The organism is Billgrantia tianxiuensis, from assembly GCF_009834345.1.
Classification (GTDB): Bacteria; Pseudomonadota; Gammaproteobacteria; order Pseudomonadales; family Halomonadaceae; genus Halomonas; species Halomonas tianxiuensis.
On the sequence record NZ_CP035042.1, the window covers coordinates 1909504 to 1924604 of the forward strand.

Sequence of the window (15101 nt, forward strand, 5' to 3'; positions counted from 1 at the left end):
TATGAGCGAGTCGGAACAGACCACAGCCCCGGCCGAGAACCGCAAGCCCAAGCGTCGTCGTCGCAAGCCGCGCCGTCGCCAGTCGAACTGGGATCTGCGCCAGTTTCAGGTGCCTGCCGTGGCGGGCAAGTGGCGCTTTCACGACTTCGATCTGCCCTTGCCGCTGATGCGCGCCATCCATGCGCTGGGCTTCGAGTACTGCACGCCGATCCAGGCCGAGGCGCTGGCCCACACGCTACTGGGCGGCGACGTGGTCGGCAAGGCCCAGACCGGCACCGGCAAGACCGCCGCCTTCCTGATCTCGATCCTGGCCTACTTCCTTGAGGAAGAGGTGCCGGACGGGCAGAAGCCGGGTGCGCCGCGGGCCCTGATCGTGGCGCCGACCCGTGAGCTGGCGCTGCAGATCGAGAAGGACGCCAAGGCGCTGGCGCGTTTCACCGACCTCAACGTGGCCAGCGTGGTCGGCGGCATGGACTACCAGAAGCAGCGCGACAACCTGGGCAAGAAGCTCGACATTCTAGTGGCCACTCCCGGGCGACTGCTCGACTTCCACGAGAAGCGCGACGTCGACCTGACCCAAGTCGAGGTCCTCGTGCTCGACGAGGCCGATCGCATGCTGTCGATGGGCTTCATTCCTGACGTCAAGCGCATCATCCGCCACACGCCGAAGAAGGAGGAGCGCCAGACCTTCCTGTTCTCGGCCACTTTCTCCCAGGACATCCTCAACCTGGCCAGCCAGTGGACGCATCAGCCGACCCACGTTGAGATCGAGGTCACTGTCGACAACAAGGCCAACATCGATCAGCGTGTCTACGTGGTTAGCGACGACGACAAGCCGAAGCTGCTGATCAACCTGCTCAAGCAGGAAAGCTTCGACAGGGTGATGGTGTTCGGCAACCGCCGCGACCTGGTGCGCAAACTCGAGAGCCTGCTCAAGAAGGCCGACGTCAACGTGGCGATGCTCTCCGGCGACGTGCCGCAGAATCAGCGCATCAAGACCCTGGAGCGCTTCCGCGAGGGTGAAGTGCAGGTGCTGGTGGCCACCGATGTGGCCGGCCGCGGCATCCATATCGAGGATGTCAGCCACGTGATCAACTACACCCTTCCCGAGGATCCGGAGGACTACGTTCACCGTATCGGCCGTACCGGCCGTGCCGGGGCCACCGGGGTGTCGATCAGCTTCGTCGGCGAGGAGGACGCCTTCTCGCTGCCCGAAATCGAGCGCTACATTCAGGACAAGCTGCCCTGCGAGCATCCGCCCGAGGGATTGCTGTAAAGCCTGCTGCCCTCGCCGAGAGGGCGCCGGGGACAGGTTGAAGAGGAGGTCTTTTACCAAGGATGGCAAAAGTAGCGCCCAGGGAGGGGTTCACAGCGCCTCCTCGGAAACCTGTCGACGACGCCGAAGCCACCACCGCCAGGCGTTCCCCCGACAGTAAGTCTTCTAGAGAGTGAGGCCATGCTCGACGAGGCCCTCAAGGGCGAGATACAGGGCGCCTACCGCCGCGTGCTGGAGGCCCAGGGGCTGACGCCTCGCTACGGCCAGCGGCTGATGATTGCCGAGATCGCCCGCACGCTCAGCGCCATCGAGGCCGACGATGCTGGCCGGCGGCTCTCGGACGAGCACGTCTGCGTGCTCGAGGCGGGCACCGGCACCGGCAAGACCCTGGCCTACCTGCTGGCGGCGCTGCCGGTGGCCAAGGCAAGGGGCAAGCGCCTGGTGGTGGCCACCGCCACCATCGCCCTACAGGAACAGGTGCTGCTGCAGGACCTGCCCACCCTCAAGGCCCACAGCGGCCTCGATTTCGACTACGCCCTGGCCAAGGGGCGCGGTCGCTACGTCTGCCTGACCCGCCTGGAGCAGGCGCTCGATGGCGTCGAGGACAACCCGACCCTGTCGCTGTTCGAGCAGAGCCTGGCCCAGGGCGCCGGCGACCATTTCCTGGCGCTGGTGCAGGAGATGGCCGAAGCCTATGGCAGTGGCCGCTGGGAAGGGGATCGCGAGAGCTGGCCGGAAGCCATCGAAGACACCGATTGGCGACGCCTGACCATCGATCACCGCCAGTGCACCAACCGCCGCTGCGGCCATTTCGCCGCCTGTGCCTTCTTCCGTGCCCGCCGTGACCTGGAAAGTGCCGACATCATCGTTGCCAACCACGATCTGGTGCTGGCCGACCTGTCGCTGGGTGGCGGCGTGGTGCTGCCGCCGCCCGGCGACTGCATCTACGTCTTCGACGAAGGGCACCACCTGCCGGACAAGGCGCTGAATCATTTTGCCCACCGCGTAGGTATCAACGGCACCCTGCGTTGGCTGGGAAATCTGAAGAAGTCGCTGACCGAGCTCAACCAGGCGCTGGCGATACAGCCGACCCTGGCGCGGCTGCTGGCCGGGTTGCCGGAAACCATCGCCGCACTGGAGCCGCGTCTGGGGGAGGCCTTTTCGCTCGGCCACCAGTTGGCCGGGCGCCAGCACGGGCTGGAAGAGGGCGAGGAGAGCCATCAATACCGCTTCGAGATGGGACGCGTTCCCGATGCCCTGCGCCAGCATGCTAGCAACCTGCTGGTGGTTTCGCCGAGCTTTCACGCACGTTGGAAACCATGAGCGACATCTTGCGTGAGAGCCTCGACCCCGACAAGCACACCGGGCTGCCGCGTGAGCAGGCCGAGGCGTGGCTGCCGCTGCTGGCGCTGTTGCACGGCCGTGCACTGGAGGCGCATGGGCTGTGGGAAGCCTACGCTGAAACCGACATGGAGGGCGAGGCGCCGAGAGCGCGATGGCTGACGCTGGAGCGCTTCGGTAGCGAACCCGAGCTGGTCTTCTCGGCGAGCCCCGTGTCGGCGGCGCCGACCCTGGCCAAGAGCCTATGGGGAAGCTGCTTCGGTGCCGTGGTGACCTCGGCTACGCTCACGGCGCTTGGCCGCTTCGAGCGCCTGCAGGAGCGTGCCGGGCTGGCCAATCGCTACCGCTACCAGCGCTTGCCAAGTCCCTTCGATTATTCCCGCGCGGTGCTCAGCGTGCCGCGCGAGGCGGTGGACCCCGGCGACCGTGACGCCCACGAACGGACCATTGTCGATTTCGTCAGCGGGCTGGGCGACAGGGAAGCGGTGCTGATGCTGTTCTCGTCGCGGGCGCAGCTGCGTGCGGTGGAAAAGGCGCTGCCGGCGAAGTGGCGCGAGCGGGTGCTGGCCCAGGATAGGCTGCCCAAGCGCGAGCTGATCGAGCGCCATCGTGCCCGAGTGGATGCCGGGGAGGGCAGCGTGATCTTCGGCTTGGCTAGCTTCGCCGAAGGCATCGACCTGCCCGGCGATTACCTGACCCATGTGGTGATCACCCGGCTACCGTTTGCCGTGCCCGACGATCCAGTGGGGGCGACCCTGGCCGAGTGGATCGAGAGCCGGGGCGGTAACCCCTTCATGCGCATCAGCGTGCCCGATGCTTCGATCAAGCTGGTGCAGGCCTGCGGCCGGTTGATCCGCAAGGAAGCCGACCAGGGACGCATCACACTGCTCGACCGGCGCGTGCTCACGCGACGTTATGGCCAGGCGCTACTCGACGCCTTGCCGCCGTTCAGGCGCGAAATCGAAGGTGTCTAGCCGCTAGCGGAGTGCGCCAAGCAAAAAGGCCCGCATCTAACGATGCGGGCCTTGGCGTGACGAGATCAATCCTGGCGACGTTTGGCCAGCACCGGTGCGAGCTTCTGCGCCATTCTGGTAATGGCCTCTTCGGTGGTCGGCCAGTCGATACAGGCATCGGTGACGGAGACGCCGTACTGCATCTGGCTATGATCGTCGAGGATCTTCTGGTTGCCCCAGCCGATGTGCGATTCGACCATCAGCCCCATGATCGAGCGATTGCCCTCGAGGATCTGGTTGGTGACGTTGTCCATCACCAGCGGCTGCAGCGCCGGATCCTTGTTGGAATTGGCGTGGGAACAGTCGATCATGATGTTGGGCTTGATCTCGGCCTTTTTCAGCTCCTGCTCGGCCAGTGCCACGCTGACGCTGTCGTAGTTGGGCTTGCCGTTGCCGCCGCGCAGCACCACGTGGGCGTAGGCGTTGCCGCGGGTGCGGATGATCGCCACCTGGCCGCTCTGGTTGATGCCGAGGAAATTGTGCGGGTGCGACACTGACTGCAGCGCGTTGATCGCCACGTCGAGGCTGCCGTCGGTACCATTCTTGAAGCCCACCGGGCTGGAGAGGCCGGAAGACATCTCGCGGTGGGTCTGGGATTCGGTGGTGCGGGCGCCGATCGCCGACCAGCTGATGCAGTCCTGCAGGTACTGCGGCGAGATCGGGTCCAGCGCCTCGGTGGCCAGCGGCAGGCCGAGCTCGGAGAGTTCGACCAGCAGCTTGCGGGCAATGTGCAGACCCTCCTCGATCTCGAACGAGCCGTTGAGATGCGGGTCGTTGATCAGTCCCTTCCAGCCGACCGTGGTGCGGGGCTTCTCGAAGTAGACGCGCATCACGATGTAGAGGCTGTCCTTTACTTCGTCGGCCAGGCGGCGCAGGCGGCGCGCGTAGTCCAGGGCCGCGTCGACGTCATGGATCGAGCAGGGGCCGATCACCACCAGCAGTCGTGGGTCGGTACCATCGAGAATGTTCTGGATCGTCCGGCGACCCTCGATCACCGTTCTCTCGGCGGTTTCGCTGAGGGGGATCTCGTTCTTGAGGGCTTCGGGGGTGATCAGTACGTCCTGGGACAGGACGTTGAGGTTGCTGACCTGCTGATCTGACATGTTGCTACCTGTGTCGTGATGCGTTGATGGCGAGAAGATGAACTACTATACACCCGCCGAGGGAAAAAGCGGCAATCACAACGGAACCCGACGGCCGCGGGATTGTCACAGCCCGGCGGCATGGCGGCTGGCTTGATGCGCGGCCAAGAAACAGGAACACTTGTCGGGACGGACGTAAACGTCCAGGGATTTTCAGCGGCCAACGGGCTCCAGGTTGATACCATGCATGCAGACTACCTAACGATGCTTTTACGGCTCATCCCGCTTCAGGGTACCGCCCTGCCGGGGGAGCGTGAATGGGTAATCGGAAAGCGATCAACAGCTCGTGGAGCGTGCGCAGAAAGGCGATACGCGAGCCTTCGATCTGCTGGTCAAGAAGTACCAGCACAAGATCATCGGGTTGATCGGACGCTATATACAGGACCATGCCGAAGTGCAGGACGTGGCCCAGGAGGCTTTCATCAAGGCCTATCGTGCACTCGGTAAGTTTCGCGCCGAGAGTGCCTTCTATACCTGGATGTACCGCATCGCCATCAACACGGCCAAGAACCATCTTGTCTCGAAGGGGCGGCGTCCGCCCGGCAGCGATCTCGACATCGTCGATGCCGAGATCCTCGACCATAGCGGCCGGCTCTCCGACATCGAGACACCGGAGTCGTCGCTGGCCCGGGACCAGCTCGAGGCCGCGGTATTCGAAGCGATCGAGAACCTGCCCGACGACCTGCGCACGGCCATTACCCTGCGCGAACTCGATGGGCTTTCCTACGAGGATATCGCCAATATCATGCAGTGCCCGGTGGGCACGGTGCGGTCGCGAATCTTTCGTGCACGGGAGGCGGTGGACCAGCATATCCAACCGCTGATGACCACGGCGCGGACTCGCGAATCGTTGACGGAGTGAAGTTTTCGGCAATGTTTTTGTTTCGACGCTGAACTGTCTCGCGTCGATGACGTCTGAAGCATTGACCGCTGTATGACAGCGGCAATCCATGGGCTGTCGGCATTCTGGTTGGGTGCGGTCGGGAATGCCGGGAATCATTGATAGCGAGGCAGGGTGCCTTGCCAATGTGGGGGTGTTAGGAATGAGTCAGAATGCACGGGAATCGCTTTCTGCCCTGATGGACAACGAAGGTGATGATCTCGAGCTGCGCCGGGTGCTGAAAACGCTCGAGAGCGAGCCGGATGCAGCAGAGGCATGGCGGCGCTACCATCTGATGCGCAGCCTGCTGAGGCGGGATCATGACATCGATGTCAGCACGGATCTTTCGGCAGGCATCATGGCCCGTCTGGACGCCGAGCCTGCACCGGCGATCGAGGAGCCTCGTCTCGCACCGCGTCGCTCTTCCTACTCTCTGAGCCGTAGCGCGGGGATTGCCGCCGCTGTCACCCTGATGGTGATCACCGGGGTACAGTTCTACCAAGGCAGCGATTTCACCAGCACCGGGGGAGACGCCCAATTGGCCGACGGCGAGGCGCGTTCCTCCTCGGCTCAGCCACAGCGCAGCCTGGCTGCTCAGGCTGGCGGTGGTAGCCAGGCCGTACCCGTCGGTATGCCGCTGTTCTCTCCGGCTTCCTCAGGCGCGCAGTCCGGCCTGATGCCGGTAGGTGCCGGTCTCGACTCCCCCTTGTTCATGACGCCCAACCCCGTCAATCGCAGCGCAACGACCAGGAGCAGGCGCGCTTGCTGCAGTCCTATCTCGACCGGCATGCCGAAGGGGCCACCTACGGTAGTGGCGATGTCTGGATGCCTTTGCTACGGGCTTCGGGTAACGAGACACTGGGGCAGCGCTGATGGTGGGCAGGCGTATCGCAAGGCGCCTGGCCTTCCTCAGCAGCGCCGCGCTGCTGTTCCCTCTCTCTTCCGCCATTGCCGAAACGCAGGCTGAGCCGTCGCAGGCCGAACGGTTCGACTGCCGGCAACTGGCTGAGTGGGAGCAGCCTGGCTCGCCGCTGGAATGGTTCGAGCGCAGCCTGTGGGCCAGTCATTGTCATACTTTTCAGGCGCGTGCGGTACGCATCGGCATCGATGGCGTGCGTACCCTGGCGCTCTCGCGGGATATCCAGGACGGCATCGAGCGGGAGGTGGCGCGTTTCCTCGATGGTCCGTCGGTGTTCTTCGAGCGGCGTGGGCTCATCGGTCGCATGACATGGTCGAGCGACGACGAGGAAGTGCCGGCTTCTCCGGCCGGTATCGCCCGGCATATCGAGCAGTACTATCGGCTCGGCATGGGCAGCGACGAACGCATCGCCAACCGTAGCGCAGTGCGCCTGGATATCGAGCCGCTCGATGGCATGCGTTTCGGCCAGCGTCTCTGGCTCGACTCGCAGACGGCCTTGCCGTTGAAGCGCGAGCTGATCGACGACCGCGGTCGTGTGGTCGAGACTTTCCAGCTGACCGAGCTGCAGCCGCCTGAACTGCATAGCGGCGGGGTGGTGCTGGATGCCCAGAGGCCGCCGCCGGAGCATCCGTGGCGCCCCGGGTGGCTGCCGGAGGGCTTCATCGACCAGCCGATCGATACCCATGATGAACAGCACGGCCGGGCGATAGGGCATCGCCTCTACAGCGATGGCCTATCGACGCTCAGCCTGTTCGTCGAGCCCATAGAGGAGGGACAGGAACGCCTGATTCCCGGGCTGCATCGGTTGGGCATCTCGCTTGCCGTGGTGCGCCATGTGGTGGCGAACGAGCACCCCATGCAAGTGGTGGTCATGGGGGAGCTGCCTCCCGGGTACTGGTACAGGTGGCGGAAAACCTGACGTGGCGCGAAGCGCCTTCCCGGGAATGAATGCCACCAGGCGACGAAGCGGCAAAAACAGTAAGGCAAGGGTTTGAAACACAAGGGTTTGAAACGCGATCTTTTAAACGAAAGGGTTTGAAACCTGGTGCAAGCAAGCTGATGCAGGAGCTTATATGAAGTCATTGACGCGACAATTCTTTCTCGGGGCGCTGATGCTGGCAGTGCTGATGTCGTGGCAGTCTGTCTTCGCCCGTGACTTGCCCGATTTCACCGAGCTGGTCGAGCAGGCGGCCCCCGGGGTAGTCAATATTTCCACCACACGGGCCATTCCGAACCGTCCTCAGCCTTTTGAAGGCTTCGGTGGCCAGGAAATTCCCGATATTTTCCGGCACTTCTTCGGCGATCGCTTCCCGGCCCCGCCGGGCGGGGGCGGAGGTCCGGGGCGCGGTGGCGAGCGGCAGTCGCTGGGGTCTGGGTTCATCATCAGCGAGAACGGCTACATCCTGACCAATGCCCATGTGGTCGAAGGAGCCGACGAGATCCTCGTGCGTCTCAACGATCGCCGCGAGCTCGAGGCCGAACTGGTGGGCGCCGATACCCAGACCGACGTGGCTCTGCTCAAAGTGGATGCCTCGGATCTGCCGACGCTGAATATGGGCGATTCCGATGAGCTGCGCGTAGGAGAGTGGGTAGCCGCTATCGGCTCGCCGTTCGGCTTCGATCATTCGGTGACCGCCGGTATCGTCAGTGCCATCAATCGCACGCTGCCGCGTGACGCCTACGTGCCTTTCATCCAGACCGACGTGGCCATCAACCCCGGTAATTCGGGAGGCCCACTGTTCAACCTCGACGGCGAAGTGGTCGGCATCAACTCGCAAATCTTCACCCGTAGCGGCGGTTTCATGGGCTTGTCGTTCGCAATTCCCATCAACGTGGCCATGGACGTGGCCAACCAATTGCGCGAGGACGGCCGCGTCCGTCGTGGTTGGCTTGGCGTGATGATTCAGCCGGTATCCCGCGATCTGGCCGAGTCGTTCGGCATGGATAGCGCCAGCGGTGCCCTGATCGCCGATCTCGACCCTGAAGGGCCCGCCGCCCAGGCCGGCTTGCAGGCAGGCGATATCGTGCTCGAGGTCGATGGCGAAGAGGTCGAACGCTCACGCAATCTGCCTCGCCTAATCGGCAGGGTCGCGCCGGGCAACGAGGCTGAGCTGACCATCATGCGCGATGGCGAGCGCCAGGACGTCACGGTGACCATCGGCGACTGGCCCGACAGCGAGCAGATGGCGCAGGCGCGCCCCGGCGATTCCGACGCCCAGGCGCGTCTGGGACTCGCCATCGCCGAACTCGACGATGCCGAGCGCCAGCGCCTGGGCATCGACAGCGGCGTGCTGGTGCGTGATGTCGAACCCGGCGGTGCGGCCAATAATGCCGGTATCATGCCGGGCGACGTGATCGTCAGCATCGATCATCATGCAGTCGAGAACGCCGCCCAGCTGCGTGAGCTGGCTCAGGCGCTGCCCACCGATCGCGCCGTGCCCGTGCGCCTCTATCGTGACGGCCGTTCGCTGTTCGTAGCACTGAGGCTCGGTCGCGGCTGATTCTTCGCTGGGAATCGAGTCACGGGCACCTCCTGGCATGCCAGGAGGTGCCTTCGTTTTGGTGGCTCATGGATGGCTGTGCTGTCCAACCCTTGGCCATGCCGGTACAATACCGGCCATCGAATTCATATGACGTGAACGGGCGCCGATGACTCCGCCGCTGCCGCGCTCGTGTCGAACACCGGACTGGGCTAGATGAGCAACGAAGCAAGCAACGAAAAACTGAAGCACATTCGGAATTTCTCGATCATTGCCCATATCGATCACGGCAAGTCGACCCTGGCAGATCGTCTGATCCAGAGCTGCGGTGGCCTGACCGAGCGCGAACTCAAGGAACAGGTGCTCGATTCGATGGATCTCGAGCGCGAGCGCGGCATCACCATCAAGGCCCAGTCCGTCACGCTGGATTACCACGCCCAGGACGGCAACACCTACCAGCTCAACTTCATCGACACCCCGGGGCACGTTGATTTCTCCTACGAGGTGTCGCGTTCGCTCTACGCCTGCGAGGGCGCGCTGCTGGTGGTGGACGCCGCCCAGGGTGTCGAGGCCCAATCGGTGGCCAACTGCTATACCGCCATCGAGCAGGGGCTCGAGGTCCTGCCGGTGCTCAACAAGATGGATCTGCCCCAGGCCGATCCCGACAAGGTGGCCCACGAGATCGAGGAGATCATCGGCCTGGACGCCACCGATGCCTGCCAGGTGTCGGCCAAGAGCGGGCTCGGCATCGATGCGCTGCTCGAACGCCTGGTGCGCGACATTCCACCTCCGAAGGGCGATCCCGACGCGCCGCTGCAGGCGCTGATCATCGACTCCTGGTTCGACAACTACCTCGGTGTGGTGTCGCTGGTGCGCATTTTCGATGGCACCCTGAAGAAAGGCGAGAAGATTCGCATCAAGTCCACCGGTCGCGACTGGCAGGCCAACGAGGTGGGTATCTTCACGCCCCTGCGCAAGGAAACCAACATCCTGCGTGCCGGCGAGGTGGGTTTCGTGGTGGCCGGCATCAAGGACATCCACGGTGCGCCGGTGGGTGACACCATCACCCATGCCAAGACACCGGACGTCGAGCGGCTGCCCGGCTTCCAGAAGGTCAAGCCGCAGGTCTACGCCGGTATGTTCCCGGTCAGCGCCGACGACTACGAGGACTTCCGCGACGCGCTGGAGAAGCTGGCGCTCAACGACGCTTCGCTGGAGTACGAGCCCGAGAACTCCGACGCCCTGGGCTTCGGTTTCCGGGTCGGCTTCCTCGGTACGCTGCACATGGAGATCATCCAGGAACGGCTCGAGCGCGAGTACGACCTGGACCTGCTCACCACGGCGCCGACCGTGGTCTACGAACTGGCGATGAAGAACGGCGACGTCAGGTACGTCTCCAACCCCTCCAAGCTGCCCGATATGGCCGACGTGGATGAGATGCGCGAGCCGATCGTGCGTGCCAGTATCCTGGTGCCGCAGGAGTTCGTCGGCAACGTCATCGCCGAATGCGAGAACCGCCGAGGTACCCAGAAGGACATGCAGTTCCTTGGCAGCCAGATCCAGCTCACCTACGAGCTGCCCATGTCCGAAGTGGTGATGGACTTCTTCGACCGCCTCAAGTCGATTTCCAAGGGTTATGCCTCGCTGGACTACAACTTCGAGCGCTTCGAGGCGGCCAGGCTGGTGCGTCTGGACGTGCTGATCAACGGCGACCGGGTCGATGCGCTGGCGGTGATCATCCACCGTGACCATGCGCACTCGCGTGGTCGGGTGCTGGTGGAGAAGATGAAGGAGCTGATCCCGCGTCAGATGTTCGACGTGGCGATCCAGGCCGCCATCGGTGGACAGGTGGTGGCGCGCTCCACCGTCAAGGCGCTGCGCAAGAACGTGACGGCCAAATGTTATGGCGGCGATGTGACGCGCAAGAAGAAACTGCTCGAGAAACAGAAGGCAGGCAAGAAGCGCATGAAACAGGTCGGTCGGGTAGAGATTCCCCAGGACGCTTTCCTGGCCGTACTCAAGGTGAACGACTAGGACCGGCGATATTATGGATTTCTCACTTCTGCTGGTGGTGGCCGTGGCCATCACGGGGCTGATCTGGCTGCTCGATCTGGTCTGGTGGCGCCCGGCGCGTCAACAGCGTCTGGCCGCCGTCGAGGCGGGTACCACCGAGGGGCTCGACCAGACCGCCCGCGAGCGCGCCATGAAGGAGCCTTGGCCGGTCGACTATGCGCGCTCCTTCTTTCCGGTGTTGCTGGTGGTGCTGCTGCTGAGAAGCTTTCTGGTGGAGCCGTTCCAGATACCTTCCGGTTCCATGCGCCCGACCCTGGAAGTGGGCGACTTCATCCTGGTCAACAAGTATGCCTACGGCTTGCGCCTGCCGGTGACGCACACCCGCATCGTCGAGGTGGGCGAGCCGCAGCGTGGCGATGTCATGGTGTTCCGCTTTCCCAGCGAACCCTCGGTGAATTTCATCAAGCGTGTGGTGGGCTTGCCGGGCGATACCGTGCGCTACGAGGACAAGCAACTGTTCGTCAATGGCGAGCCGGTGCCCAAGCGCCTGCTGGACGAAGCGCCTGTCTCGGCGCCTGGCGAATGGCTGCTGGAAGAGCGGCTGGGCGAGGTCAGCCATCATATCTACAATAATCCACGTGACCCGGGGCCCCGCGTGCGTGAAATCGTCGTGCCCGACGGACACTACTTCACCATGGGTGACAACCGCGACCACTCCAACGACAGCCGCTACTGGGGCTTCGTGCCCGAGGAGAACGTCGTCGGGCGGGCGTTTGCCGTGTGGATGCACTGGGATGGTGGTCTGCCGAGCTTCACCCAGGTTCGCCGTATCCATTGATGGATCAGAAATAACAGGAATTTCGTGAGCAAATCCCTTTCCGCCTTCAGCCGACGTATCGGTCATACCTTCCGCGACATCGCCTTGCTGGAACTGGCCATGACCCATCGCAGCTTCGGGGGCCAGAACAACGAACGGTTGGAGTTCCTCGGTGACTCCATCGTCAATTTCGTCATCGCAGAGGCGCTCTACGCGCGTTTTCCTCAGGCCCGTGAAGGGCAGCTGTCGCGGCTTCGTGCCCGCCTGGTGCGTGGCCAGACCTTGGCCGAGCTGGCCCGTGAGATGTCCTTCGGTGAATGCTTGCGCCTGGGCTCCGGCGAGATGAAGAGCGGCGGGCATCGGCGCGATTCGATCCTGGCCGATGCGGTCGAAGCCGTGCTGGGCGCGATCTACCTCGATGCCGGCATGGACGTGGCGCGTGCCCGTGTGCTGGCCTGGTACGCCGAGCGTCTGGAATCGATCGACCTGCAGGATACCCAGAAGGACCCCAAGACACGGTTGCAGGAGTTCCTGCAGTCGCGTCAGTCGCCGCTGCCGCGCTACGAGGTGGTGTCGGTGGAGGGCGAGGCTCACGACCAGACCTTCACCGTGGAGTGCCACGTCGAGCTGCTCGACTCGCACACCTTGGGCACCGGCTCCAGCCGTCGCCATGCCGAGCAGCAAGCCGCCGAACTCGCCTTGCTTCAGCTCGAAAACCAGAAGGGGGCCAGATCATGAGCGAGACCTGTGGCTTCGTGGCCATCGTCGGCCGTCCCAATGTCGGCAAGTCGACCCTGATGAACCGCATTCTCGGGCAGAAGATCTCGATCACCTCGCGGCGGCCCCAGACTACCCGACACCAGGTCATGGGCATCAAGACCGAGGGGGAGGCACAGTTCATCTACGTCGACACCCCGGGCATCCATATCCTCGGGCGTGACCGCAACAAGGCGATCAACCGCTTCATGAACCAGGCGGCCACCCAAGCCCTGCGCGACGTAAACTGCGTGGTATTCATCATCGACCGCACGCGCTGGACCGACGAGGACCAGGTGGTACTCTCGCGCCTGGAGCACGTCGAGGCGCCGGTGATTCTCGCCGTCAACAAGGTCGACAGGCTCGAGGACAAGAGCACGCTGCTGCCCTGGCTCGCCGAGGTGGGGGCGCGGCGCGAGTTCGCCGCCATCATCCCCATTTCCGCCAAGCACGGCACCAACGTGCCCGAGCTCGAGGCGGAGGTGGCCAAGCACCTGCCCGAGAGCATTCATTACTTCCCCGACGACCAGATCACCGACAAGAGCCAGCGCTTCCTTGCGGCGGAACTGGTGCGCGAGAAGATCATGCGCCAGCTCGGCGACGAACTGCCCTACCAGGTCACGGTAGAGATCGAGGAGTTTCGCGACGAGGGCAAGGTGATTCACATTAGTGCCCTGATCCTGGTGGAGCGTCCCGGACAGAAGAAGATTCTCATCGGCGACAAGGGCGAACGAATCAAGAACATTGGCCGCGAGGCACGGCTCGACATGGAACGCGCGCTGGACGCCAAGGTCATGCTCAACCTGTGGGTCAAGGTGAAGCGTGGCTGGTCGGACGATGAGAGAGCCCTGAAGAGTCTGGGCTACGACCTTGACTGAACTCGCCCCTAACTGGCAAGCGCCCGATCATGCAGCCGCAGCCGGCCTTCCTCCTCCATAAGCGTCCCTATCGCGAGACCAGTGCGCTGGTCGAGCTGCTCACTCTCGATCATGGCCGCGTGCGCGCGGTGGCCCAGGGCGTGCAGCGCCCGGGCTCGCGCTCCCGCGGGCGGCTTCAGCCCTTCGCTCCATTGCATGTCACCTGGGTGGGGAAGGGGAGCTCAAGCGCCTGCGCCTGATGGAGAGCCGCGGGGCGGCAGCGTTGCTTGTTGGCGAAGGCTTGCTCTGTGGGCTCTACGCCAACGAGCTCTTGACGCGGACGCTGCCAATCGAGCTGCCGGCGGCGGAGGTCTTCGCCTTCTATACGGCGCTGCTCGAGGCATTGCCGCGTCCCGATGGCCGCGCCGTAGCACTGCGGCGCCTGGAGTTCTCTCTGCTCGACACTCTGGATGCCGCACCACGCTTTACCACGCCGGAAGGCGGCGAACTCGACCCTCACGGCCGCTATCGCTTCGATGCCCCCTCACGGGCTTTCGTGCCTGGCGAGCCGGGGCTCGATGGCCGCACCCTGCGTCTGTTGGCCGGCGGCGACTGGGCGGCGCCGGGCCTGGCCGGTCCGGCCAAGGCGATTGCACGTGCGGCGCTGGCCCCCTTGCTCGGCTCGCGGCCGTTGCGCTCGCGCGAGCTGATGCGTCAACTTGCCGAACGACGCCGTTCCCCCTCACACTGATTGCCACTTCCCCGACCCGTAGCTGGAGAGTCTCATGCATCCCCGCGCATTCTGCTTGGCGTCAATATCGACCACATTGCCACGTTGCGTCAGGCGCGCGGCACGCGCTATCCCGACCCGGTTCAGGCGGCGCTATTGGCCGAAGAGGCGGGAGCCGATGGCATCACCATTCATCTGCGTGAGGATCGACGGCACATTCAGGAGCGCGACGTGCGCCTGCTGGCCGAGGTGCTCAATACCCGCATGAACCTGGAGATGGCTGTCACCGAAGAGATGCTGGCGCTGGCCGAGGAGATCCGCCCGGCGCATGTCTGTCTGGTGCCGGAGAAGCGCGAGGAATTGACCACCGAGGGCGGCCTGGACGTGGTGGGCCATTTCGATGCGATTGCGGATGCCTGCCGGCGTCTGGCAGCGGCAGGCTGTGAGGTGTCGCTGTTCATCGATCCCGAGCCGAGCCAGATCGAGGCCTCCAGGCGTGCCGGGGCGCCGGTGATCGAGCTGCACACCGGGGCCTATGCTGAATGTACGGGGCAGGCGGCCCGCGAGGAGCATGCACGTCTGTCAGCGGCGACGGAGATGGCGCTGGAACTGGGGCTCACGGTCAATGCCGGGCATGGCCTGCATTACCACAATGTCGAGGCCATTGCGGCGATCCCGGGGCTGCACGAGCTCAACATCGGCCATGCCATCATCGCCCGGGCGTTGTTCGTCGGGCTCAAGGAGGCCGTAGCCGAGATGAAGCGGCTGATGATCGCCGGTCAGGAGGCAGGGTTCATCGCCTCGCTGGAGGAGCATGATCACAGCCACGACCACGACGAACACGATCACTGACCATTACCGTCATCGGCACTGACCT

10 protein-coding genes and 3 pseudogenes are annotated in these 15101 nt (G+C 64.0%); 12 read left to right on the plus strand and 1 reads right to left on the minus strand.

What is annotated here, in order from left to right; translation table 11 throughout:
• Position 1 precedes the first annotated feature (1 nt).
• Together rhlB and dinG are read left to right on the plus strand one after the other, a co-directional pair.
• Positions 2–1276, plus strand: coding sequence for an ATP-dependent RNA helicase RhlB (rhlB, locus tag EKK97_RS08880; RefSeq protein WP_234286390.1), 1275 nt, complete (start codon positions 2–4; stop codon positions 1274–1276).
• Between the two features lie 180 nt (positions 1277–1456).
• Positions 1457–3591 (plus strand): annotated as a pseudogene (gene dinG / locus EKK97_RS08885) (ATP-dependent DNA helicase DinG).
• A gap of 65 nt (positions 3592–3656) precedes the next feature.
• Here the strand turns inward: dinG and EKK97_RS08890 are convergent.
• Complete coding sequence (locus EKK97_RS08890) at positions 3657–4733, minus strand: 3-deoxy-7-phosphoheptulonate synthase (RefSeq protein ID WP_159551217.1); 1077 nt, start codon at positions 4731–4733, stop codon at positions 3657–3659.
• A 307-nt stretch (positions 4734–5040) separates the two neighbouring features.
• Here EKK97_RS08890 and rpoE point away from each other — a divergent pair.
• The 10 genes and pseudogenes from rpoE to pdxJ form a co-directional block, all read left to right on the plus strand.
• Positions 5041–5634 (plus strand): annotated as a pseudogene (rpoE, locus tag EKK97_RS08895) (RNA polymerase sigma factor RpoE); the annotation flags it as partial.
• Between the two features lie 181 nt (positions 5635–5815).
• Positions 5816–6619 carry a sigma-E factor negative regulatory protein gene (locus tag EKK97_RS08900; protein ID WP_236551410.1) on the plus strand — a complete coding sequence of 268 codons (804 nt, stop codon included), beginning with the start codon at positions 5816–5818 and terminating at the stop codon, positions 6617–6619.
• Positions 6525–7490: a MucB/RseB C-terminal domain-containing protein gene (locus EKK97_RS08905; protein ID WP_159551221.1), complete on the plus strand. Its 966-nt coding sequence runs from the start codon at positions 6525–6527 to the stop codon at positions 7488–7490. Before EKK97_RS08900 ends, EKK97_RS08905 begins: the two co-directional genes overlap by 95 nt.
• 154 nt (positions 7491–7644) lie before the next feature.
• Positions 7645–9072 (plus strand): DegQ family serine endoprotease, encoded by a 1428-nt coding sequence (locus tag EKK97_RS08910; RefSeq protein WP_159551224.1) that lies wholly within the window; start codon positions 7645–7647, stop codon positions 9070–9072.
• 195 nt (positions 9073–9267) lie between these two features.
• Positions 9268–11085, plus strand: a complete 1818-nt coding sequence (gene lepA / locus EKK97_RS08915; RefSeq protein WP_159551226.1) for a translation elongation factor 4 — start codon at positions 9268–9270, stop codon at positions 11083–11085.
• A 13-nt stretch (positions 11086–11098) separates the two neighbouring features.
• Positions 11099–11902, plus strand: a complete 804-nt coding sequence (gene lepB, locus EKK97_RS08920) for a signal peptidase I (protein ID WP_159551228.1) — start codon at positions 11099–11101, stop codon at positions 11900–11902.
• A 24-nt stretch (positions 11903–11926) separates the two neighbouring features.
• Positions 11927–12619, plus strand: coding sequence for a ribonuclease III (gene rnc / locus EKK97_RS08925; RefSeq protein ID WP_159551230.1), 693 nt, complete (start codon positions 11927–11929; stop codon positions 12617–12619).
• Positions 12616–13515 carry a GTPase Era gene (era, locus tag EKK97_RS08930; RefSeq protein WP_159551232.1) on the plus strand — a complete coding sequence of 300 codons (900 nt, stop codon included), beginning with the start codon at positions 12616–12618 and terminating at the stop codon, positions 13513–13515. The genes rnc and era overlap by 4 nt, the downstream gene beginning before the upstream one ends.
• 29 nt (positions 13516–13544) lie before the next feature.
• Positions 13545–14245 (plus strand): annotated as a pseudogene (recO, locus tag EKK97_RS08935) (DNA repair protein RecO).
• Positions 14246–15076, plus strand: coding sequence for a pyridoxine 5'-phosphate synthase (pdxJ, locus tag EKK97_RS08940; RefSeq protein WP_159551234.1), 831 nt, complete (start codon positions 14246–14248; stop codon positions 15074–15076). It begins immediately after the preceding pseudogene.
• The last annotated feature ends 25 nt before the right edge of the window (positions 15077–15101 follow it).

Bases quoted from the DNA above. Each gene is read 5' to 3' on its own strand.
- EKK97_RS08910 (WP_159551224.1), top strand. From the start codon at position 7,645: ATGAAGTCATTGACGCGACAATTCTTTCTCGGGGCGCTGATGCTGGCA.
- lepA (WP_159551226.1), top strand. From the start codon at position 9,268: ATGAGCAACGAAGCAAGCAACGAAAAACTGAAGCACATTCGGAATTTC.
- EKK97_RS08905 (WP_159551221.1), top strand. From the start codon at position 6,525: ATGGTGGGCAGGCGTATCGCAAGGCGCCTGGCCTTCCTCAGCAGCGCC.
- lepB (WP_159551228.1), top strand. From the start codon at position 11,099: ATGGATTTCTCACTTCTGCTGGTGGTGGCCGTGGCCATCACGGGGCTG.
- rhlB (WP_234286390.1), top strand. From the start codon at position 2: ATGAGCGAGTCGGAACAGACCACAGCCCCGGCCGAGAACCGCAAGCCC.
- EKK97_RS08900 (WP_236551410.1), top strand. From the start codon at position 5,816: ATGAGTCAGAATGCACGGGAATCGCTTTCTGCCCTGATGGACAACGAA.
- era (WP_159551232.1), top strand. From the start codon at position 12,616: ATGAGCGAGACCTGTGGCTTCGTGGCCATCGTCGGCCGTCCCAATGTC.
- EKK97_RS08890 (WP_159551217.1), bottom strand. From the start codon at position 4,733: ATGTCAGATCAGCAGGTCAGCAACCTCAACGTCCTGTCCCAGGACGTA.